Raw genomic sequence first — 21,014 nt, forward strand, 5'->3', positions numbered from 1 at the left:
GTCCCCCCGGCTTTCGGCTTCCGCCGCCGAGATCGAAAGGGGGGCGACTTCGTCTTCGAGTCCCGCCGGCCGGGGCCTTGCGGCCCTCCGCCGAGGTTAATCCTTTATCGACGCCGATTCGAGCCACCAGGAGAGGCCGGCCCGCTCGGCGGCCTCGACGCACGCCGGGGGGACCTTGGCCAGCACCAGGCCTCGGCCCTCGGCGCGCGCCGTCTGCACGCAGGAGATCAGGAGCTGCAGCCCCGCCAGGTCCCACTTGGTCGACTCGTCGAGCTCCACGCGGAGGTCCACGCCCTCGGCCAGGGCCTCCCGGAACGCCTCGCGCAGGCCGGCGACCTCGTAGATCGTGACCGGGCCGTCGAGCGCCACCGTCTTCGATTCGACTGGGTTCACGGCGGATCGCGGCCTTTGGCGGCCGCGCTCGCTGCTTCGGGAATTATAGACGGATCGGAATCGGGAGTCGAGCGCGGAGAAGGGGCCTGGTCCGCGGCCCGAGCGGGCCGCGTCCGGGACGCCGCGGGTTGTAATCTATCACGTCGAGGGCCGACGTGACGAGGCCGGGTTGAAATCTCGCCTGGATTCTTCCACGCAAGCTTCGGGCAAACGTTGGGAGCGTGACGTCAGGCGTCTTCCTCGCCGGTCGGATAGCCATGGAGGTGAAACGTGCGCGGGGTCGAGTCGACCAGGGCCGGGAACGTCCGGCGAGCGAGGTCGTACCCCGTGATGGAAGCGGCGGAGAGGAGCTGCTCGAAGTCGTCCTCGTCGCGCGTCTCGAACCAGCGGGCGGCGGACTGGATCTGCGCGACGCCGAAGTCGTCGTCGCCCAGCTCCCAAAGTTCCGCGAAGTCGACCTTGATGAACCGGGCCGCAAGGTCCGCAAGCCTCGCGTCGAATCGCTCCCACTCGGGATCGAACTCGGGGAACCTCGCGGCGAGCAGGGCGCGGCGAAGGCGGAATCGCGCCTTCGCGGCTTCGAGGTCCGTCACGAGCGAGGGGACCGGCCGGCCCGTCCCTTCCTCGTCCTCGGCCTCGATCAGGACGAGGTCGGCCTCGTCGAAAAGGGCGAGCCAGAACACGGGGACGGCGTGAGGGGCGTCGGCGATGAGGTCGCCGGATTCCGGACTCCAGCCGATCTCGCCGACGGCCCCGCCGGGGATGTCGTTGGCGATCAGATAGGACGCGTTCGACATGCGGCCCCCCGGGCCCCTCTCACTTCGGCGCGGGGTGCTGGATGACGATGATGTTGATGTCGTCGGCCGGACGGCCGGGGGCGGTGTAGGCCTGGACGGCGCCGTCGACCTGGTCGATGATCTCGGTCGGGTCGCTGCCGTAGTGGCCCTGGAGCAGGGTCTTGAGCCGCTCCTCGCCGAAGATCACGTCGGCCGGGTCCATGGCGTCGGGGAGGCCGTCGGTGTAGAGGATCAGCGACTCGCCCGGCTCCAGGCGGTCGGCGGAGCCGGCGGTGCCGTCAACCATGCCGATGCCGAGCATGCCCGGGTTCGACTCCAGGAGCCGGGGGCCGTTGGGGCCGATGACGATCCCCGGCGGGTGGCCGACGCCCGCGTAGCGGATCAGCCCGGTCTCCTCGTCGGCGATCAGGTAGAACCCGGTGCAGAAGTAGCCTTCCGGGAAGTGCTGCTCGCCCGAGACGTCCAGGCCGGCGAGGAGTTCGCCGGGCTCCAGCACGGCGATCGACAGCCCGGAGGCCAGCGTCTTGACCATGCCCGAGAGCATGGCCGCGTTCACGCCGTGGCCCGACACGTCGGCGACGAGGATCCCCAGCCGGTTGTTCTCCAGCCGGTAGAAGTCGTACACGTCGCCGCCGAGCTGGTTGGCCGGCGTGTAGCGCACGGCGACCCTCAGCACGCCCCGGGGCTTGGGGGGGCGGGGCATCATGGCGAACTGGACCTTCCGCGCCAGCTCCAGCTCGAACGTCAGCTTCTTGTGGGCGCTTTCCAGGAGCCGGTTGCGCTCGGCCAGCTCGGAGCGGAGGTCGGCGATCCGCAGGTGGGCGCGGATCCTCGCGAACATCTCCTGGATGTCGTCCGGGCTCTTGGGCTTCTGGATGTAGTCGTCGGCCCCGGATTCCAGGCCGGCGATCTTGTTGCGGGTCTCGCCCAGGGTGGTGAGCATGAGGACGGGGATCGACCGCAGGTCGACGTCGGCCTTGGCGGCCGTGCAGAAGCCGGGGCCGTCCAGCTCGGGCATCTCGTAGTCGGTGAGGATCAGGTCCGGCCTGGGCTGCTCCTTGGCGGCGACCAGGCCCTGCGACCCGTCCTCGGCCGTGCGGACCTCGTAGCCCTCTTCCTTGAGCAGGGTGCCGAGCATGCGGCGCATCGTGGAACTGTCTTCGACCAGCAAAATCCGACGCGACGACATCGACGTTCTCTCCCCGGCCCGGCTCGATCGCCCCCGCGCGACGCAACCGTCGGCGCGGGGCGTCGGGAAACGGATCATCGACCCGCCCCCGGCCGGAGGGTCCGGGTCGAAGGCGGGGAATCCCATGATAGGGGACCGGACGCGACGGTGGCTAGACCACCCCGCCCCGGCACCCGCCCCGTCAGGCCCGGGCCGGCTGGGCCGCGTGGGCCGTGGCCGGCCGCGCGGGGGGCGGGCAGCAGTCGACCGGGCAGACGTCGTGCGACGGCCCGTAACGGCCGACGGCCCGACGCTCGTCGTCGGCCGCGCAATGGAGCCGCTCGCAGATCAGCTCGCGGAGCATCCGGACGAAGCCCCGGTGGGTCCCCACGGTCCGCGACCGCGCCATGGTCAGGCCGATCTTCTCGCAGAGCAGCCGCGCCTCCTCGTCGAGGTCGTACAGGACTTCCATGTGGTCGGACAGGAAGCCGATCGGGTGGACCACGACCTCCTCCGCGCCGCCGTCGCGGAGGGCCTGCAGGTGCTCCAGGATGTCGGGCCCGAGCCACGGGTCGCTGGGCCGTCCGCTGCGGCTCTGATAGACGAGCGACCAGCGGTCGTCGTCGATCTTCAGCTCCTCGGCGACCAGCCGGCAGGTCTCCAGGATCTGCTCCTCGTACCGCGAGGTCCTGGCCATCGAGTCCGGGATGCTGTGCGCCGTGAAGGCGATCGCCGCCCGCCCGCGCTCCTCCGGCGACAGGCCGGCGAGCGCCTCGCGGACCCGGTCGGCGTTCGCCGAGACGAAATCCGGGTGGTTGTAGAAGACCCGCATCTTGTCGACCGTCGGCGCGGTCGGGCCCACCTCCTCCCGCGCCCTGCCGATGTCCTCGCGATACTGGCGGCAGCTCGAATACGAGCTGTAAGCCGCCAGCACGACCGCCAGGGCCTTCTTCACGCCGGCCTCGGCCATCTCGCGCAGGGTGTCGGCCAGCATCGGCGTCCAGTTGCGGTTGCCCCAGTAGATCGGGGCCGTCACCCCGTGGCGACGCAGCTCCGGGCCGAGGTCGTCGATCAGCGACCTCACCTGGGCGTTGATCGGGCTCACCCCGCCGAAGTGGTAGTAGTGCTCGGCGACCTCCTCGAGGCGCTCCCGAGGGATGTTGCGTCCTCGCGTCACGTTCTCGAGGAAAGGCATCACGTCTTCGGGCTTCTCGGGCCCGCCGAAGCCGACGATCAAGATCGCGTCGTACTCCGGCCCCGTCCGATCCTCCTGAGCGACGTTGCTTTCAGCCATGCTTGATGTACCACCAGGTGCGAAAGGGGTCAGGTCGGTCGAATGAATCTTTAGCGGTCGCCGATCGGAATCTCAAGGCCACTCGCCGCGGCCCTCCCCGGAACCGACGCGCGTCGACGGGCGACCGCCCAGGGCCGGGGGGGTGATCCTCGACATCCTCAACGATCGAAACGCGGATCGGGACTCGAACGAGTTGAAATCGAAAGGCGGACTCCCCTTCCGACGGCCGTCCGGCTTCACGACCGCATCCGAGGCCTGGGGCAAAGCCCATGCCGAGCGTCGGCTTGGGGGTTTGGGCGGTCTGGGAGGCGGCTTCGCGGGTCTGGGCGAGCCGGAATGCGGAGACTTGTCCCAGTCGCGGTCGTCCGCGTATAAGGATCGGGCAAGTTCTGCTGCGTGGCAAGGCACGACGACCCGGCTCCCGGGACCTCGGAGGGGACATGACGGACGCGGAACGGGCCGGGGACGACGACCAGCCGGACGTCCGCGACGAGTTCGGGACCACCCCGCTGATCGCGGCCGCCGCGGAGGGCGACCTGGAGTTGGTGGAGTCGCTCCTGGCTCGCGGTGCCGACCCCAGCGCCTGCTCCGGCGACGGCTGCGCGCCGTTGCACGCGGCCGTCGACGCGGAAGGGGACGTCGCGCTCGCCGTCATGGCCCGGCTGATCGCCGCCGGTGCGGACCTGCACGGCGTCGGCATGAACGGCTGGACTCCGCTCCACCTGGCGGCGGCCCGGGGCGACGAGCCGAAGGTCCGCGTCCTCCTCGACGCCGGCGCCGAGGTCGACCGGCGGGCGACGGTCGACGGCGAGGAGACCGCTTTGATGGAAGCCGCCCGCGCCGGGCGTCCCGAGGCGATCCGCCTGCTCCTCGAACGCGGGGCCGACCCTTCGATCCGCGACGTGATGATGGGCCGAAACGCGCGCGAGATCGCCGTGGACGCCGGCCGCGGCTGCGACCCCGGCGTCTACGCGGTCCTCAAGGACAACCCGGTCCCGCTCGACGTCGACGAGATCCTCGATCGCGTCGACATCGACGCCGAGGGGAGGGAATGGCTGCGGGCGTCGCTCGAAAACTACGACGCCGCCGAGTCCTACCGCGAGAACGCCGACCGCCTCGCCCGCGAGGGACGCCACGCCGAGGTCGTCCGCCTGCTCGACGAGTTCACGCCCCGACGCGTCGGCGGGATCGGCCGCCTCCTCGCGCTCGCGGCAACCTGGATGGGAGGACGATCGGCCGGCCCGGGACGTTGAAACCTCGCGTTCAGGGCTCGATCAGCAGGGTCAGCTCGCGGATGCGGAAGCGGCAAGGTCGGTTGTCGGGCTGGAGGCGGATCCAGGCGACCGGCTCGTCGATCCAGACGGTCGTGACGAGGTCGTCGCCGGTCGGCAGGTTCCAGTCGCCGTACTGGGTCTCGGGGGCGTTGTAGCCGCCCGCGCCGCGCCAGGCGAGCTTGAATCGGGCCGGCGAGCCGTCGTCGTTGCGGTGGTCGTAGCGGATCCGCACGCCGGCCACGCGGACGGGCTCGGGGAGGTCGAACCGGACCCAGGGGTCGGGGCCCGTGGCGACGATCGCGCCGTCCTCCCAGCGCGCCAGGCGGACGTCGCCCGGGCGCAGTTCGACCGGCCGCTCGCGGAACGCCGGGTCGGGGGCCAGGCGTTTGAACTCGCCCACGCCCGCCTCGCCGAGCGTCGTCAGCAGGTCGTGGAAGGGCGGCTGCGAAGGGTACAGGAACGGGACGTGCCGACGCACCAGGCGGAAGATCGGCACTCCCGAAGCGCGCTCGCGGTCGAAGGCCGCGGCCTGCTCGGCGTCGCGACGGCCGACCTGCAACGCGTCCTCGGCGTTCGGCCAGATCAACACGCACGAGGTCGCGAACAGGACCATCGGCGCGAGCGTCCGCAGGAGCCGACCGCCGCCGTATGCGAACGCCAAGTACGCGATCCCCAGCGCCGGCGCGGCGAGCGTGGCGTATCGCGGCTGCAAGCCGGCCTCGGCCCCTTCGCCCGATCGCCCCCAACCCGTCGCCAGGGCGAGCAGTCCGGCCGACGCGAGGGCCGCGATCAGCCCGCCGATCCGCGACCGCCCCGCCTCCCGGAACCACGACGCCAGCAAGACGGCCGTCGCTCCCAGCGTCGCCAGCCCCGCCGCCACTCCCGACCAGGGCCAGAGGACGATCCCCGCCGGCCCGAACCCGGTCGCCAGGAACTGGAAGGTCGTCCGCAGCCCCGCCACGAGCCCGCCGGGCGCCGCGTGGTGGCTCGGCGACGCATAGCCGACCAGATAGAAGACGGCCAGCAACCCCGCCGGCGCGGCGCACGCGGCGATCCCGGCCGCTCGCCGACGGTCGCCCCGCTTCCACTCGCTCCAGGCGGTCGCCAGCAGCCAGAAGGTCGGCGCGGGGATCAGCAGCAGCCCCCCCGCGTTGCAGAGCGGCAGGAGGGCCAGGCACGCCCCGACCCCCGCCGCGCGGCCGATCGACGGCCGTTGTCCACGCCCAACCAGCAGCGCCGTCATCGCGCAGAGCAGCGCCACCGGCGCGACGTACGTGATCTGGATCGCCCAGAGCAGGTTGGGATGATGGCCGAGCCCCAGCATCGTCAGCGGCAGGAAGGCGTCGGCATAGGTCCGCCCCCCGGGCGCGCGGCCGGCGGCGACGAGCAGCGCGGCGGCCGCAGCCGCGAGCAGCCCCACGATCAGCCCCATCACCGGCCGGGGGTCGGCCCCGGTCCCGCCGAACACGCCCAGCAGCACCAGCCTCGCCAGCGGGATCCGGTGCTCGCTGTGCTGCGACCAGAGCCACCCCAGCGTGACCGGCGCCTTCCCGCAAAGCTGCGGCACCACCGCATAGTCGTCGTACCGCGGCACGTCCGCCCCATAGCGCCCGACGTACGCCAGCGCGATCACCAACGACAACGCCCAGACGCCCCACGCGAACGCCGACGCGCCGGGCTGGTCTCTGTTGCGTTGGGCGGAGGATGCGGCTGCGTCGTCGGGTTCGGTCATGCGGGGCTTCGCGGGGTCGCGTGCGGGCCTGGGACGAGCGAGCCATGATACTCGCCGAGCCTGGCCCCACCGCCCGGAAAAATCGTTTCCAGGTTCCTACGTCGCGGGCGACCGTTCCCGACCACGCAACGCCGCCCATGGCGGGCGTCGGCCCCGTTGCGATCGGGATCGTCTTGCAGCGTCCGTGGCGGTGAGATGATTTCGAGCGTTTGGGCCCAAACGCAAGGAGCCGCCTCAGGCTCCCGAGACGGCTCCGATCCGACAGGCCTTGCTTTCGGTTCAGGCGGCGATTCGGCGTCCGCGACATGCCAGGCCGACGCCGACGGCACCCAGGCCGAGCGCCACGACGCTGGCCGGCTCGGGGACGGCCGCCGAGTTCAGCTGCACCATCAGAAACGTGTCCCGGAGCGCGCCGTTGAAGAAGGGATCGGAGAAGTAGGATCGCACATAAGTCGCCCCCGGGCCTGTCGGCGGGGTGAAGTTGACGGCGAATCCGAAGTCTCCCCCGGTCGCGGTGAGCTGGATCCAGTAGCTCGTGTCGGCCTCCAGGTCGATCGGGCTCGCGGCCGAGAAGGTGGCCGGCTCGTAGAACAACGTGGCGGGCCCCTGGTCCATCAGCGTCGCCAGGACCGCGCCTGGGGCGTCGGGAGCCGCGGCGTTGGTCGTGTGGAGCGTCGCCGTCACCGTGGTGCCGGACCCGATCAGGAGGATGAACGTCGCGTCGGCCAACGATTGGGCCGTCGAGCCGGTCGTGAACTCCACGGCGAGCGTCAGGTCGACGCTCGTCGCCCCGGAGCCGGAAAAACCCGCCTGGAAGTTGCCGATGATCAGATCGGCCTTCACGGGCGCGGTCGCCCCGCCCGCCAGCACGAACGCCAGAGCCACCAGCTCGATCCGTCTCGCGATGCTCATTCTCAAAAGTCTCGCCTTCGCAGGAATCGCTGTTCGCCCGACCCGACTCGGATTCCGTCGGCGATCAACGGGCACCCATTCTTCATGTTCGCCGTCGTGGAATCAACTGTGCAACCTATCAATCTTGCAGTAAAGCAGAGGGACCCGACTCAACCAGGAAGGTCGACTCTGAATCGAGCGGGCTTTCGCGAGGCTGAACGCGACCTCCGCAGCCTCTTGCGATCCATCGCCACGATCCGCCCGCCCGTCGCCTCGCGTCGGGCCGCGATCCGGCTCGTCAGGCGTGTTGCAAAGGGAAGTGGGGCACCCCAATTCGGCCCTCTCAAACGATCCTGTGAGTGGTGGGGGCGCAGCGTCGACTCGTCAGGCCATCTCAGGGGCCGCGCGTCGCGTGCGCTCCAGGAACGAGCGCGTCATGAGCCTCGCCGTGCCGGCTTGAGCCTCCGGGGAAGTCGAGAAACCTCGGCGCTCACGCGGCGCCGCTAGCTCGTCGCCTCCGCGAACCCCTTCGCGATCTCCTCGGACGTGGGCCGCACGAGCTGGCTGAGCACCTGGCCGTCTCGCAGGAAGACGAGCGTCGGCCAGAGCTTCACGCGGAAGGAGCGGCCCAGCGGCTTGCCCCGGCCGTCCTCGACCGGGATGTGGTTCACGGCCGGGTGTTTGGCGAGCATCGCGCCCAGGAACGGCTGGATGGCCTGGCAGTGCGGACACCAGCTTGCGCCAAACTCCAGGAGCACCGGCCCGGTCATCCGGTCGACTTCATCGCGCGTCGGTTCGGTCATGGTTCCTCGACGGGTTGGAGAAGTCCGGGCCTGGTTTCTTCAGGTTCGCCCGACTCACCACGCCCGGTCGAGCAGCTCTTCCAGCAGGGCCGGCGTGCAGGGGCGGGGGCTGGCGGCGAGGGACGGGTCGAGGAGGGCGAGGCGGGCGTACTCGGGGAAGCGGTCGCGGGCGAGACCTTCCACGTCGCGGAGGCGTCTCGGCAGCGGGGCGTTGGCGCGGAGGAGTTCCACGAGGGTGATGAGGTGGCCGGGGCCGTCGCCGGCGCGGCCGAGGCCGACGCGGGTGGCCAGCTCGGCCATGCGGGGCTCGGCGGCCTCGCGGATGAACCGCAGGGCGTGCGGCAGCAGCAGGGCCACCAGCGCCGCGTGCCGGCCGGGGGCGTCCAGCTCGACGGCGAAGGCCAGGGCGTGGGCCACGCCCAGCCCCTTGTGCGCGGCGGTCCCGCCCAGCAGCGAGCCGACCATCATCGCCGACCGGGCCTCCAGGCTCGCCCCGTCCTGCACGGCGGCCTCCAGGCCCCGGAAGATGTACCGCAGGCCCTCGATCGCCGCGCCGTCGCAGAGGGGATGGAAGGCGACGGCCAGGTAGCTCTCCACGCAGTGGGCCAGCGCGTCGAGCCCGGCGGCGGCCGTGACCGCCGGCGGCGTGGCCAGCGTCAGGCGCGGGTCGCAGATCGCCACCGAGGGGAGCCGCGGGGCCCGGCCCACTTCGCGCTTGCGGCCGGTCTCGGTCGATCGCAGCCGGGAGGACGGCAGGACCTCGACGCCAGGCCCGGACGTGGTGGGGATCGCGACCGTCGGCGGCAGGTCGAGGCCCCAGGCCATCGCCTTGGCCGCCTCGATCGCCGCGCCTCCCCCGAGGCCGATCAGGCCGTCGCACCCCGACTCGCGATACCGCTCGGCCCCGCGCGCGACGTCCTCGTCGGTGGGGTCGGGCGGCAGCTCCGCGAACAGGACGAACGGGCCGATCGGGCCCGCGACCTGGTCGACGAGGCCCGAGGCGGCCCGGCCCGGGGTGGCGACCAGCAGCGGCCGGGCGACCCCCAGGGCGGTCAGGGCCGCCGGCAGGCCGCGGGCGGCCCCGGCACCGAAGCGGATCGAGCCCGGGAAGTCGAAGGCCGCCGGCTCGGACGGCATCGGGACCCGGGAGGCCGACGAGAGCATGGGGCCGATCACGGCGCGAGCCCCCCCGCCCCGGCGTCGTCGGATCGGTCGGCGTCAGTCGAGCGAGTCAAGGAGCCCCTCCATCTCGGCCGCGGCGTGGGCGTCCCCCTTCGCGCGGGCCTTCGCGACGCCCGTCCGCAGGACTCGGGCCGCGTCCTCGAACTCCTCCGCCTCGGCGTAGGACTGGCCGAGCTGCTGATACGCGGCGATCTCGTCGTCGGGGCCGTCGGCGATCAGGGCGAGCAGCCGCTCGCGGCCCTCGGCCACGTCCCCCTCGCGCAGGCATTGCAAGGCCAGCCCGTAGCGGAGGAACGAGTCGGTCGGATCGTCCCGGAGGCTCTCCTCCAGCTTGAGGCGTCGCGGCGATTTCTCGGCCATCCGTCCCGGCTCCCGTGGTCGTCTTGGTCCCCTCCTTAGTTTTACACCCCGACCGCCGTTTGCGCAGGGCGCATTCCCCCGAATCGGCCCGGAGCGGCCCCGAGGCGTCCAGGAAAACCGTGCAAATCGGCCGTCGACCCGACCGCCTGGAACAGTCGCACGGCCGAGAAGATGGGCAATTTAAAGCTGTTATATGGATACTTGCGGAACGCAGGAAAGCTAGGAGGTATCAGGGCGACTTGGCTCAAGCTGGTAAGCGGGGTAACCGATCCAAAAGCAGGTCGGAGGGCCCGGAGTGCGGCGGAGCGGACGCCGCGGGAGCCGGGAGACACGGACGGAAGCCGACGATCCGCCTCGGTCAACGCATTGGGGACGACATCGTGCCAATACCCTGGAGTCGCCGTGGAGAGGGGGATCGCCGTCCCGGCCCGTCGTCGGGCCCGTGGCTGGGAGCCGGGCTGGTCCTGGCCGCCCTGTCGCTCGGGTCGCCGAGTCCGACGGCCCGCGCGTCGGACCCGTCGACGATCGGGGTCCGACGGACGGCGGTGGTCGAGGCGGTCAGCAAGGCCCAGGCCTGCGTGGTGAACATCTCCAGCGAGAAGAAGGCGGCGTCGAGCAGCCGCTGGCCGTTCTCGCCCGAGGAGAACCAGCGGCCGAGGGTCAACGGCATGGGGAGCGGCGTCATCGTCGACGGCCGCGGCTACATCCTCACCAACCACCACGTCGTCGACCGGGTGGCGGGGGTGCAGGTCCAGCTCCTGGACGGGACGAGCTACCCGGCGCGGGTGCTCCAGTTCGACCCGGTGATGGACCTGGCGCTGATCAAGGTCGAGCCGACCTCCCCCCTGCCCGCGATCAAGATCGGCACCTCGGCCGACCTGATGGTCGGCGAGCCGGTGATCACGATCGGCAACGCCTTCGGGTATGAGAACACCGTCTCGGTCGGCATCGTCAGCGCCCTGCACCGGGACGTGACGCTGTCGGACGAGCAGGTGTACCGCAACCTGATCCAGACCGACGCGGCGATCAACCCGGGGAACTCCGGCGGCCCCCTGATCAACATCGAGGGCGAGCTGATCGGCATCAACGTGGCGGTCCGGGCCGGGGCCCAGGGGATCGGCTTCGCCCTGCCGATGGACGAGGTCAAGCGGGTGGCGGCCGAGATGCTCAGCACCCGCCGGCTGGCCCAGCTCTGGCACGGCGTCGTCGCGGCCGAGACCATGCGGGGCCCGCGCCGGGTCCTGCTGGCCGCCGACGTGCAGCGCGGCAGCCCCGGCGAGGCCGCGGGCGTCCGGCCCGGCGACGAGCTGGTGCAGATCGGCGCGATGCCGGTCTCCAACGCCGTCGACGTGGAGCGGGCGTTCCTCGACGCCCGGCCCGGCACGCCGATGAAGGTCGTGGTCCGCCGCGAGGGCGTGGACGCGACCCTCGCGGTCGACGTCCGGCCCCTCCCCGACGGCGCCACCCTCGCCGCCTACGAGCAGACCGACCCGATCTGGGACACCCTGGGCCTGAAGACCTCGCCGGCCTCGGGCGACGACGTCTCCTCGGTCAACCCCAAGCTCCGGGGCGGCCTGTTCATCCAGGCCGTGTCCCCCGGCAGCCCGGCCGCCGCCGCCGCCCTCCAGCGCGGCGACATCCTGGTCGGGATGAACGTCGGCGACCGCAACTGGGAGACCATCCGGCCCGACAACATCATGTACGTCCTCCGCCAGCCCGAGGCCGTGCAGACCGACAGCGCCCTGCTCTACGTCATCCGCCGCAACGGCCTCCAGTCCCGCCGCATCAGCCTGGCCGACCCCCGGGTGAAGAACATCATCGCCCAGTAAAGCCCGCCCCGACGCCCCCCGACTCGCGACCACGACGGCCCCGGCCCCTCGTCCCCTTTCGGACGCGAGGCCGGGGCCGCTTGCGTTTCGAAAAGTCGACAATGGTGCGTTCAAAGCACGCAATCCCGCAGTCGCCGGAGACCGAGGATCGACACCGGCGGACCCGTCCGCTAAGGTGATAGGTCGGCCCGGTAAGGACGTCGCCCGACCGGCGTTAGGGCGGGACGAGACCCCTCCCCTCGGAAGCCACGGATGCAGGATCGTCACGAATTGGACGCCCCGGACGATCAGCCGGAGACGGAGATCGACTCGCCCGGCCACGACGCGATCGTGACCTTCGCCGTCTTTTTCGAGGGCGGCCTCGCGCCGCTGTCGCTCCTTTTGGGCTGGTGGTTCGGCCACCCCCCCCTGCACCGCTTCGACTGGGACTTCCGCGCCGCGTTGCTCGGCGCGGCGGCGGCGGCGGCCCCGGCCGCCTGCTTCCTGGCGATCCTGATCTGGCCGATCGGGCCGCTGGCGCGGGTCAAGAAGTTCTGCGAGGAGGAGTTCGTCCCGCTGCTGGGCAACAGCTCGTGGGCGGATCTGGTGCTGATCGCGATCTCGGCCGGCGTCGGCGAGGAGATGCTCTTCCGGGGCGTCTTCCAGTCGTCGATCGCGGCGGCGACCACCGGGTTCTGGGGCCTGGTCCTCGCCAGCCTCCTGTTCGGGGCGCTGCACCCGATCTCGATCCCCTACGCGATCCTCAGCTTCTCGATGGGCGTCTACCTCGGGACGATCTACGACGCCTCCGGCAACCTGCTGGTGTCCATCGTCTGCCACGGCGTCTACGACTTCGTCCTGATGGCGTACCTGCTGAGGCCGTGGGACCCGGACAGGCTCGGGGGCAACCCGATCGACGCCATCGGGGCGGACCAGCGCATCGACGAGCACGACGCGCCCTGATGCTTTCGCCGCGGCCGGCGAGTATGCTGGGTGGGCCCGCCGCCCCCGCGCCTCCCCGTCTCGGGGGCCGCGACCGGCCGATCGATCGTCCCGTAGGCGGAAAGGTCCCGACCCCATGATCCACGCGGCCTCGAACCGGAACGGCCGCCGGCGCGCCCGGGCCGCGGCCCTCGGCCTGCTGATCGCCGCCGCGACCGCCACGGCCACGGCGACGGCGACCGCCGCCGAGCCCGTCGCCCTGCGATGGCGGCTGGAGCCCGGCCGGGTCTTCCGCTACGCGATGGTCCAGGAGACCCGGTTCGAGTCGAAGCCCGACGGCGGCCGGGGCGTGCGGCTCGACCGTCGCCAGCAGGTGGACTTCCGCTGGACCGTCGGCCAGGTCGCCGACGGCGTCGCCGAGCTGACGATGGACATCGAGCGGCTCCGCGTCCGGATCGACGGCGAGGGCCCCACCGCCGGCTTCGCGTTCGACTCCGCGGCCGACGACCCCCGGCCGGGCGGCCCGTTCGGCGACCGCCTCGCCGCCCTGCTGAAGGAGCTGGCCGGCTCGGAGATCGCCTTCCGGATGGACGCGCGCGGCGAGGCCTCCGACGTCCGCCTCCCCGACCCCCTCCGCGCCCGGATCCGCGAGGCGGGCGACGCCGGCTCCGCCGCGTTCTCCGAGGAAGGGGCCCGCAACCTGATCCTCCAGGCCCTGCCGCTTCTGCCCGAAGGCCCGGTGGAGCCGGGCGCCGCCTGGACCCGGCAGACCGCCGCCGCCATGCCCAGGCTCGGCGCCATCGTCCTGGACAAGACCTACACCCTTCGCGGCCCCCGGCCCGACCGCCCGGCGCTCCGGGAGGTCGACGTCGAGACCCGCGTCACCCTCCGGCCCGCCCCCGAGGCCGACCTGGAGATGAGGCTGATCCGCCAGCAGGGCTCGGGGTCGTTCGACTTCGACACGGCCCTCGGGCTCGTCGCCTCCTACCACCTGGAGGACGCCCTGACCACGGAGTACTCGGCCCATGGCCAGCGGGTCGAGCAGACCCTCGCCGGCCGGATCGACGTGGCCCTCGCCCCGCCGGCCGACGCCCCCTGCCCCGATCCTTCGCCTCGTTGAGACCGGTCCGATCGACCGGAGCCCGCCCCCCGCGCGTCGCGGGCGGCCCGGGCCCGGCCCTCCCCCCCGACCCGCCCCCCCCTTGGAGCCCCGACCCATGCCGAACCCGACGATGGAAGCCTCGACGTCCCGCCCGCGCCGCCTCGCGGTCGCCGCCCTCGCCCTGGCCGCCGGCCTCGGCCTCGGCGCCGGCGCGGCCCGGGCCGAGGAACCCCTGCGCTGGAAGTTCCAGAAGGGGGAGACCATCCGCTACGCCCTGGTCCAGAAGACCGCGACCAAGATGAAGGCCGGCGAGGTCGAGCGCGGCTCGAACGTCGAGCAGACCAGCGACATCCGCTGGGTCGTCGACGAGGTCAACCCCGAGGGCGTCGCCACGATGACCCAGGTCATCGACCGCGTCCGCGTGAAGCTCGACTCCGGCGGCCAGCCCCCGTTCGAGTACGACTCGGCCGAGCCGGACAAGCCCCAGGAGGGCCCGCTCGCCGCGACGATCGGCCCCATGTTCAAGGCGCTCGCCGGCTTCGAGTGCACGCTGACCATGGACCCCCGGGGCCGGATCGAGTCGGTCAAGATCCCCGAGAAGACCATGGAAGCCCTCCGCGGCAGCCTCGCCGGGCCGATGGGCAACATGTTCTCGGAAGAGTCCATGAAGAACATGATCACCCAGTCCGGCCTCATCCTCCCCGAGGCGGCCGTCGCCAAGGGCCAGGGCTGGGCCGACGAGTCCAGCCTGCCGGTCCAGCAGCTCGGCACCATCAAGACCACGAAGACCTACACCGTCGAAGGGCCCGACGAGAAGGACCCGACCAAGGTCCGCATCGCCCTCGACGCCAAGATGGCCGTCGAGGCCGGCGAGAACCCCCAGGTCAGCTTCGAGATCAAGGAGCAGAAGAACGAGGGCCAGTTCCTCTTCGACGCCGCGAAGGGCCGCATCGCCAGCTCGCACGTCGAGGTCAAGATGGTCCAGCTCATCACCGCCGGGCCCCAGAAGCTCCAGCAGACCGTCGACAACACCATGGAGATGACCCTGGCCCCCGCCGCCTCCGCGAAGTGAGCCCGCCCCCGCCCCCGACCCCGGTCAGGCCAGGCCGTGCTTCTTCAGCTTGCTGAAGAACGTGCTCCGCGGCATCCCCAGGATCCGGGCGGCGACGCTCTTGTTGCCGTCCGCCTCCTCCAACGCCTCCACCAGCCGCTGGCGCTCGTACGAGGCGAACTCGGCGCCCCACTCCTCGCCGTCCCCCGACCCGGCCCCGGCCGTCGTCGGGGCCGGCATGGGCGTCGCCGCCGGGGCGGGAGCCCGGGCCGTCGTCGGCGTCGAGGCCGGAACGAACGCCCGCGCCGGCGTCCGGGGGGCGACGACCGCCGCCGAGGCCCTCGGGCGGTATCGGCGGCGGATCGGCTGGCGGACCTCCGGCGGCAGGTCTTCCGCGGTGAGCGTCGGGCCGTCGGCCAGCACCACCGCGCGCTCGATCGTGTTCTCCAGCTCGCGGATGTTCCCCGGCCAGTCGTACGCCATCAGGGCCTCGACCGCCTCGGGCTCGATGTACGTCAGCACCTTCCCCATCCGCGCCGCGTGGACGTGGAGGAAGTGCATCGCCAGCTCCAGCACGTCGTCGCGACGCTCCCGCAGCGAGGGGGTCGTCAGGGGGATCACGTTGAGCCGGTAGAACAGGTCCTCGCGGAACCGCCCGGCCTGGATCAGCGCCTCCAGGTTCTGGTGCGTCGCCGCCACGATCCGCACGTCGACCTGGAGCGACTGCGAGCTGCCCACCCGTTCGAACGACATCTCCTGGAGCACCCGCAGCAGCTTCGTCTGCACCTCCAGGTTGATGTCGCCGATCTCGTCCAGGAACAGCGTGCCGCCGTCGGCCTGCTCGAACCGGCCCACGCGGTCGCGGTCGGCCCCGGTGAACGCCCCTTTGACGTGGCCGAACAGCTCGCTCTCCAGCAGGGTCGGCGAGAGCGCCGCGCAGTGGACCTTCACGAACGGCCGCCCGGCGCGGGGGCTGGCCGCGTGGACGGCCGCCGCCAGCAGCTCCTTGCCGGTGCCGCTCTCGCCCCGGATCAGCACCGCCGACGAGCTGGCCGCCACCTTCCGCGCCATCTCCATCATCCGCCGGGCCGAGGGGCTCGACCCCTTGATCCGCTCGAACGCCTCCAGCAGGCCCGTCGGCTCCTTCCGGCCCGACGCGTCCGGGGCCCCGGCCTTCGCGGGGAGCGCCGCGCTCTCGCGCTCGGCGCGGTCGCGGAGCTGGTCCTGGAGGATCAGGATCCGTCGCTGCTGCTCCGAGATCTTCTCCACCTTGTCGCGCAGCTCGTGGTTGAGCGTCTCCAGCGTCTCCTGGATGTCGGCCGAGTGCAGGGCCATCGCCGAGACCGAGCTGAGCGCGCCCAGGAACGCCATCTCCTCGTCCTCATAAGGCATCCCGCTGCGCTTGGGGCCCAGCACCAGCACCCCCGCCAGCTCGCCGTCGCCGCCCACGCCGCAGGCGGCCTCCCCCCCCAGCGCGATCATCGCGTCGGTCGCCGGGTCGGACGCCGCCGCGGAGCCGATCGTGTGGGTCTGGCGGATCGAGGACGACTGCCGGAGCCGGGCCACCAGCGGATCGTCGGCCTCCAGCACCGCCTCGTCGGGCGCCGGGCCGTGGCTCGCGGCCAGCTCGAACCGGCCCCCCGGGCCGTCGGAAAGGTAGAGCGCCCCCCACTCCAGCCGCAGGACCTCGGCCGTCCCCTCCAGCAGCCGCTTGCCCAGCGTCTCGCGGTCCACCAGGCTGCCGACCGCCAGCCGCATCTTCTGCATCGCCTGGTCGAACTTGTACTTCTCGCGGAAGAACCGGCGGTCCAGCACCCGCTGGAAACGCCCCCGCGCCACCTCGGAGACGAACAGCACCGCGATGACCGAGACCGTCGCCACCACCGCCCCCCACGACGTCCCCAGCGCCGAGAGCCGGTCGCCGATCAGCTTGCCGCTCACCAGCAGGAGCCCCGAATAGATCAGCCCCGCCGTCACGCTGAACGCGAAGTAGGCCACGCTCCGGTTGACGATCTCCTCGACCTGCAGCAGCTTGTACCGCGTGATGCTGAACGCGTGCGCGATCGTGTAGAGCAGCGAGACCGTGAACATCGGCCAGGCCGCGCTGTCGCGCCCCAGGTTCGACGGGTCGATCAGCGTCTGGACCATCAGGTAGCCGATCAGGACCGACGACACCACGGTCGCCAGCAGGATCCACTTCACCTGGTTCCGCTCGCCCCGGTGCCGCGCCCGGCGGTAGCTGAACACCAGGCACAGGAAGCAGAGCCCGAAGAAGAAGACCGCCACCCAGACGTAGCTGAGCGCCAGCAGCCGGATCAGCTCCAGGGCCGTCGTGCTCTGCGTCACGTCCCGGAGCCGCATCACCCGAGACGCGTACATGCTCCCCCAGAGCGCCGCCAGGAACGCCGCCGGCACCCCGTACAGCACGGCCAGCACCCAGCGACGATGCAGCAGCATCAGCGGGTTCGGCCGGGGGAAGACCAGGTAGAAGTGCAGGTTGACCGTCGGCACCAGGAGGGCGAACAGCACGAACGGATAGATCAGCGAGGGCCGGCCCACGATCTCCGTCCAGTGATACCCCCCCATGAACGCCCCGACCGTCACGATGCAGAGCATGAAGAACAGCCGCGCCGAGTCGTCGTTCGGCCGCCGCCAGAAGACCCGGGCGCCCACCCCGAAGATCAGCATCTCCTGGACGAACCAGATCAGCGACCAGGCCCAAGACCGCGTGGGGGCGTACCGGACCTGGGCCTTCGCCTCGTGGATCGTTCCCGAGGCCCGATCCACCCAGCGGACGTCGATCTTCTCCCCCACGCGACCGCTCAGCTCGCGGATCGCCACGATGTAGGCCGAGTAGCCCCCCTGATCGAGCTGCACGTCGCCGATCGACAGCAACTCGTCGCCCCGTCGCGGGCGATCGACCTCGCCCCGGGCGTTGATCCAGGTGAAGTTCGGCGAGACATTCTCCTCGACCTCCGTGCCGAACATGCAGCGCACGCCGATCGTCCCCATCCAGGCGACCTGGACGAGTACCATCGCCGAATACACCAGGACCGCGACCGAGCACGCGACATAGAACAAGCGGAGGCCGACCCAACGCTCCCCCATCCAGGATTTCGCCCCGAAAGACGTCTCCCGGCGGCGCGCGAACTCCCCGGAACCCCGCCGCGGAGGCCAGCCGATCCAGGAGAAAAATCGTCGCGGCATCATACCCCCAGGCCCGTGGGCCGGGCCCGTTTCAACCGGCTTAATCCCTGCGACCGCGTGGGAGGGCCGGTCGTCGTTCTCAGCCCTCGTCGTCAGTCTTAGTCTAGCGATTTCGGCGCTGGTCCGCCAGGTGATCGTTAGCGAATGTCTGGGGCGTCTCGGCGCTGACGAGGTGTCGGCCCGTCGTGCTGGGGTTTCGACGATCTCCAGGCGCTCGCATTGAACGACGTCCCTGTAATCCTCGCTGAGTCCTGTATTTTTACCTGGATTCTCTAAGTTATCAGATTTTGGGTTGTCTGGGTAAAGTATTCGGCCGCGTGATGAAATCGCCTGTCGAAATTCCTGGTTTTCGGCGCTAGTCGATTGGCGAAATTTCGTCGGGGTCAGGTCGGCGGCGGCCCGCGACGCCCTTCGGTTTGGAAAGAAAATCCCGGCGAAATCGACTGGGCACGTGAAGTGCGAAACAGTCCTACCGAATTCGCGGTCCCAGGGCGAGGCAGCTCGACCGGGGACGCCGGGTGACGACGATTCCGGCTGTGTTCATCATCGATGATTTGGCAACACACGGACGGATCGACCACCGATCCGACGCGGGCGAGGGGGACGGGATGCGGCTCTCAACGAAGTGGCGAGACTCGTGGACGACGATCATGCCCGACGCGGGAAGCCGCCGGGTTCGTCGCCTCACGGTCAACGGCGAGGCCTTCGAGGTCGTCCGCATGGGCTGGGGCGACCCCCTGGTCGTGGTCCCCGGCATGGCCGGCGGCTGGCGGTTGACCACCCCCCTGCTGCGGAAGCTCGCGAAGAACCACCAGGTCATCACCTACAGCCTGAGGGGCGACCTGACCCGGGGCGCGGGGCCGCTCGGGCACACGCGGGCTCCTTACGTCGAGATCGGTCAGCACGCGGCCGACCTGGCCGGCCTGATCGAGAATCTCGGGCTGGAGCGGCCGTCGGTGCTGGGCGTCTCGTTCGGCGGGGCGATCGCGCTGGAGCTGGCCGTCGAGCAGCCCCGGATGCTGGACTCCCTGATCGTCCAGGGGATGGAGTCGCGGTTCCACGCGACGACCGCCTCGGCGATCGTCCGGCGGGTCCTGGAGCGTTACCCCCTGGTCCCGAACAGCCCGTTCCTCAACCAGTTCCTGAACCTGCTGTACGCCAAGAAGCCCGAGCCCGGCCCGCGGCATGACTTCGTGGTCGATCGGATCTGGGAGACGCCCCAGCCGGTCGTCGCCCACCGCCTGGCCCAGCTTGAGCACTTCGACGTGACCGACCGCCTCTGGCGGATCGACGCCCCCACGCTGGTCCTCGCCGGCTCCAAGGACGCGATCATCCCGACCTCGCGGCAGCAGCGGCTCGCCAACGACATCTCGGGCGCCCGGTTCGAGTCGCTCGAAGGGGCCGGCCACATCGGCTTCGTCACCCACGCCGAGGCCATGGCCCGCCAGGTCCAGGCCCACCTCCAGCGCGTCAAGGCGGCGTCCGTCTGACTCGCCCCGACGGGCCCCCTCGGCCGGGGCCCGTCGCACAACCCGATCATCCTCAGGAAGTCTCCCCCTCGCCGGATTCGGCCCCGGCGGGGTGGGAGCTTTCTGTTTCTAGAGATCCACGAACCGATCCTGGCTCAAGACCGGAGGGCGGCGATGCTGGATCGGACCCAAGCCATCCTGCGGGACATGGAAGCCTGGCCCTGGTTCGAGCACGTCGGTGCGCCGATCCGCGACCCCGCGGTCATCGCCGTCAGCTCCTCGGAAGAGGCGGTCGAGTGCCACCGGAGCTACGTCTGGGAGTGCCTGAGGTTGCAGGTGCGGAACGTGAACTATAGGGCCTACAACGCGAGAGATTGGCACCGGGCCCAGGGGTTGAACCCGGTCGTGATGGGGGTCGAGCAGATCCTGGAACCCTTGTTCCGCCGGATCCGGGCCCTGGGGGAACGCCTGTCGCTGCCCGAAGGCGCCTTCTATTATCAGGTCAGGTGGGATCTGATCGCGATCGCCGTGGAGACCGAGCTCGCCGACCTCTCCCCGCCCCTCTTCAGCGTGCCGGTGGTGCTCCCCTGGTATCGGGCCGGAAGCTTCCCCTGCGGTTGGGACGGCCCGATCCTGGACACCGACTGGAAGGGCGTGTTCCCGCCCTACCGCCTGTTCGTCTACTGACGGCCCGCCGCGTCGGTCGACGCTCACAGCGCCCGGCTGGGCCCCACCCAGGGCTCGTGCCACGCCGAGATTCGACGATGCCGGCTGGCGGCCAGGCGGGCTCGCTCGGCGGATCGTCCCCAGATTTCGGCCTGCTCGCCCCAGGATCGGGCCGGCGCCTCGTCCGGGAAGGGGCGAACTTTCAGGGCCTGAGACTCCTCGTCGTCCAGGTCCCAGGCCGTCCCCCGCCAGGCTCGCCGGCGGCACTCCTCAGCCCGATCGGCCATGAACTCCGACTCGACCTCGCAGAGTCGGGCGACAAGTTTTTCCTGCGTCGCGATCGAGGTGTACCTCCCCCGCATCCGCCATAGGTGGATCGGCCAGAGAGCGAGCGCGACGAGCGCGACGACGACGAACATCCCCCGGACGGTGATCCGGAGGCGGGGACGCGGCCAGACCGGCCTGACGCTCCGGCATTTGGCCGTGTCGGCGATCCTTCGCCGGACCCTCGACCGGACGAGCCAGCCGGTCAGCCCGAGGAGGGCGATCATGGGGACGAAGGCCAGGCCGCTGACCATCAGCCGCCACGTCAGCTCGGAGACGACGTAGAGCCAGTAGAGAGACAGGAACGTCACTGCGGCGGAGGCGAGCAACGCCCCGGGCGCGACCAGCCACCAGTCGGGATCTCCGGCGTCTCGCCGGGGCGCGACGACGTAGGTCCGGACCAGGATCGGCACCACGAACCCCGCGAGCAAGACTCCCCAGAGGATCTCGCCGCCCGTGGCCACGAAGCACAGCGACGTCAGCGCGGCGCCCAGCAAGACCGGCGTTGAACGGAGCTGGCTTCCGGGCACGACGGTCCCCTCCAAGGATCC

Annotated in this window: 18 protein-coding genes; 7 read left to right on the plus strand and 11 right to left on the minus strand. The window is 71.0% G+C overall.

Annotation, left to right across the window (positions count from 1 at the left end; all coding sequences use genetic code 11):
• Positions 1-96 precede the first annotated feature (96 nt).
• The 4 genes from G6O68_RS10900 to G6O68_RS10915 all read right to left on the minus strand — a co-directional run bounded on the left by G6O68_RS10900 (position 97) and on the right by G6O68_RS10915 (position 3,652).
• Positions 97-393 carry an STAS domain-containing protein gene (locus G6O68_RS10900; protein ID WP_165247532.1) on the minus strand — a complete coding sequence of 99 codons (297 nt, stop codon included), beginning with the start codon at positions 391-393 and terminating at the stop codon, positions 97-99.
• Positions 394-620: 227 nt separating this feature from the next.
• Positions 621-1,190, minus strand: coding sequence for a hypothetical protein (locus G6O68_RS10905; RefSeq protein ID WP_165247534.1), 570 nt, complete (start codon positions 1,188-1,190; stop codon positions 621-623).
• Between the two features lie 19 nt (positions 1,191-1,209).
• Entirely contained in the window at positions 1,210-2,379 is a 1,170-nt protein-coding gene (locus G6O68_RS10910; protein ID WP_165247536.1) for a PP2C family protein-serine/threonine phosphatase, read from the minus strand.
• A 181-nt stretch (positions 2,380-2,560) separates the two neighbouring features.
• Positions 2,561-3,652, minus strand: coding sequence for a ferrochelatase (locus G6O68_RS10915; protein ID WP_165247538.1), 1,092 nt, complete (start codon positions 3,650-3,652; stop codon positions 2,561-2,563).
• Between the two features lie 440 nt (positions 3,653-4,092).
• On the opposite strand from G6O68_RS10915, the gene G6O68_RS10920 reads away from it, so the two are divergent.
• The gene (locus G6O68_RS10920) at positions 4,093-4,905 is read left to right on the plus strand and encodes an ankyrin repeat domain-containing protein (protein ID WP_165247540.1); all 813 of its coding nucleotides are present in this window, start codon (positions 4,093-4,095) and stop codon (positions 4,903-4,905) included.
• A 10-nt stretch (positions 4,906-4,915) separates the two neighbouring features.
• Here the strand turns inward: G6O68_RS10920 and G6O68_RS10925 are convergent, their stop codons facing one another.
• The 5 genes from G6O68_RS10925 to G6O68_RS10945 form a co-directional block, all read right to left on the minus strand.
• On the minus strand, positions 4,916-6,658 hold the full coding sequence (locus G6O68_RS10925; protein ID WP_165247542.1) for a hypothetical protein: 1,743 nt from the start codon (positions 6,656-6,658) through the stop codon (positions 4,916-4,918).
• A 279-nt stretch (positions 6,659-6,937) separates the two neighbouring features.
• Positions 6,938-7,570: a choice-of-anchor R domain-containing protein gene (locus G6O68_RS10930; protein ID WP_165247544.1), complete on the minus strand. Its 633-nt coding sequence runs from the start codon at positions 7,568-7,570 to the stop codon at positions 6,938-6,940.
• Between the two features lie 482 nt (positions 7,571-8,052).
• A complete protein-coding gene (locus G6O68_RS10935) occupies positions 8,053-8,352 on the minus strand; it encodes a thioredoxin family protein (RefSeq protein ID WP_165247546.1) in 300 nt (99 codons plus the stop codon).
• 54 nt (positions 8,353-8,406) lie between these two features.
• A complete protein-coding gene (locus G6O68_RS10940; RefSeq protein WP_240911120.1) occupies positions 8,407-9,528 on the minus strand; it encodes an iron-containing alcohol dehydrogenase in 1,122 nt (373 codons plus the stop codon).
• A 42-nt stretch (positions 9,529-9,570) separates the two neighbouring features.
• A complete protein-coding gene (locus G6O68_RS10945) occupies positions 9,571-9,894 on the minus strand; it encodes a hypothetical protein (RefSeq protein WP_165247548.1) in 324 nt (107 codons plus the stop codon).
• A 545-nt stretch (positions 9,895-10,439) separates the two neighbouring features.
• On the opposite strand from G6O68_RS10945, the gene G6O68_RS10950 reads away from it, so the two are divergent.
• The 4 genes from G6O68_RS10950 (at position 10,440) to G6O68_RS10965 (ending at position 14,818) form a co-directional block, all read left to right on the plus strand.
• Positions 10,440-11,723, plus strand: coding sequence for a S1C family serine protease (locus tag G6O68_RS10950; RefSeq protein ID WP_240911121.1), 1,284 nt, complete (start codon positions 10,440-10,442; stop codon positions 11,721-11,723).
• 252 nt (positions 11,724-11,975) lie between these two features.
• A complete protein-coding gene (locus tag G6O68_RS10955) occupies positions 11,976-12,665 on the plus strand; it encodes a CPBP family intramembrane glutamic endopeptidase (RefSeq protein ID WP_165247550.1) in 690 nt (229 codons plus the stop codon).
• Positions 12,666-12,780: 115 nt separating this feature from the next.
• Positions 12,781-13,764 carry a hypothetical protein gene (locus tag G6O68_RS10960; RefSeq protein WP_165247552.1) on the plus strand — a complete coding sequence of 328 codons (984 nt, stop codon included), beginning with the start codon at positions 12,781-12,783 and terminating at the stop codon, positions 13,762-13,764.
• Positions 13,765-13,861: 97 nt separating this feature from the next.
• Positions 13,862-14,818, plus strand: coding sequence for a DUF6263 family protein (locus G6O68_RS10965; RefSeq protein WP_165247554.1), 957 nt, complete (start codon positions 13,862-13,864; stop codon positions 14,816-14,818).
• A gap of 24 nt (positions 14,819-14,842) precedes the next feature.
• Here G6O68_RS10965 and G6O68_RS10970 read toward each other — a convergent pair whose 3' ends face one another.
• Positions 14,843-17,905: a sigma 54-interacting transcriptional regulator gene (locus G6O68_RS10970; RefSeq protein WP_206108070.1), complete on the minus strand. Its 3,063-nt coding sequence runs from the start codon at positions 17,903-17,905 to the stop codon at positions 14,843-14,845.
• A gap of 707 nt (positions 17,906-18,612) precedes the next feature.
• Between G6O68_RS10970 and G6O68_RS10975 the strand changes: the two genes are divergently transcribed.
• On the plus strand, positions 18,613-19,494 hold the full coding sequence (locus tag G6O68_RS10975) for an alpha/beta fold hydrolase (RefSeq protein ID WP_165247556.1): 882 nt from the start codon (positions 18,613-18,615) through the stop codon (positions 19,492-19,494).
• 153 nt (positions 19,495-19,647) lie between these two features.
• The gene (locus G6O68_RS10980; protein ID WP_165247558.1) at positions 19,648-20,160 is read left to right on the plus strand and encodes a hypothetical protein; all 513 of its coding nucleotides are present in this window, start codon (positions 19,648-19,650) and stop codon (positions 20,158-20,160) included.
• 23 nt (positions 20,161-20,183) lie between these two features.
• On the opposite strand, the gene G6O68_RS10985 is transcribed toward G6O68_RS10980, so the two are convergent.
• Positions 20,184-20,993 (minus strand): hypothetical protein, encoded by an 810-nt coding sequence (locus tag G6O68_RS10985; RefSeq protein ID WP_165247560.1) that lies wholly within the window; start codon positions 20,991-20,993, stop codon positions 20,184-20,186.
• Positions 20,994-21,014: the final 21 nt, after the last annotated feature.

This window comes from Paludisphaera soli, from assembly GCF_011064595.1.
GTDB classification, from domain to species: Bacteria; Planctomycetota; Planctomycetia; order Isosphaerales; family Isosphaeraceae; genus Paludisphaera; species Paludisphaera soli.

Bases quoted from the DNA above. Each gene is read 5' to 3' on its own strand.
- G6O68_RS10905 (WP_165247534.1), bottom strand. From the start codon at position 1,190: ATGTCGAACGCGTCCTATCTGATCGCCAACGACATCCCCGGCGGGGCC.
- G6O68_RS10910 (WP_165247536.1), bottom strand. From the start codon at position 2,379: ATGTCGTCGCGTCGGATTTTGCTGGTCGAAGACAGTTCCACGATGCGC.
- G6O68_RS10915 (WP_165247538.1), bottom strand. From the start codon at position 3,652: ATGGCTGAAAGCAACGTCGCTCAGGAGGATCGGACGGGGCCGGAGTAC.
- G6O68_RS10920 (WP_165247540.1), top strand. From the start codon at position 4,093: ATGACGGACGCGGAACGGGCCGGGGACGACGACCAGCCGGACGTCCGC.
- G6O68_RS10925 (WP_165247542.1), bottom strand. From the start codon at position 6,658: ATGACCGAACCCGACGACGCAGCCGCATCCTCCGCCCAACGCAACAGA.
- G6O68_RS10930 (WP_165247544.1), bottom strand. From the start codon at position 7,570: ATGAGCATCGCGAGACGGATCGAGCTGGTGGCTCTGGCGTTCGTGCTG.
- G6O68_RS10935 (WP_165247546.1), bottom strand. From the start codon at position 8,352: ATGACCGAACCGACGCGCGATGAAGTCGACCGGATGACCGGGCCGGTG.
- G6O68_RS10945 (WP_165247548.1), bottom strand. From the start codon at position 9,894: ATGGCCGAGAAATCGCCGCGACGCCTCAAGCTGGAGGAGAGCCTCCGG.
- G6O68_RS10955 (WP_165247550.1), top strand. From the start codon at position 11,976: ATGCAGGATCGTCACGAATTGGACGCCCCGGACGATCAGCCGGAGACG.
- G6O68_RS10960 (WP_165247552.1), top strand. From the start codon at position 12,781: ATGATCCACGCGGCCTCGAACCGGAACGGCCGCCGGCGCGCCCGGGCC.
- G6O68_RS10965 (WP_165247554.1), top strand. From the start codon at position 13,862: ATGCCGAACCCGACGATGGAAGCCTCGACGTCCCGCCCGCGCCGCCTC.
- G6O68_RS10970 (WP_206108070.1), bottom strand. From the start codon at position 17,905: ATGGGGGAGCGTTGGGTCGGCCTCCGCTTGTTCTATGTCGCGTGCTCG.
- G6O68_RS10975 (WP_165247556.1), top strand. From the start codon at position 18,613: ATGCGGCTCTCAACGAAGTGGCGAGACTCGTGGACGACGATCATGCCC.
- G6O68_RS10980 (WP_165247558.1), top strand. From the start codon at position 19,648: ATGCTGGATCGGACCCAAGCCATCCTGCGGGACATGGAAGCCTGGCCC.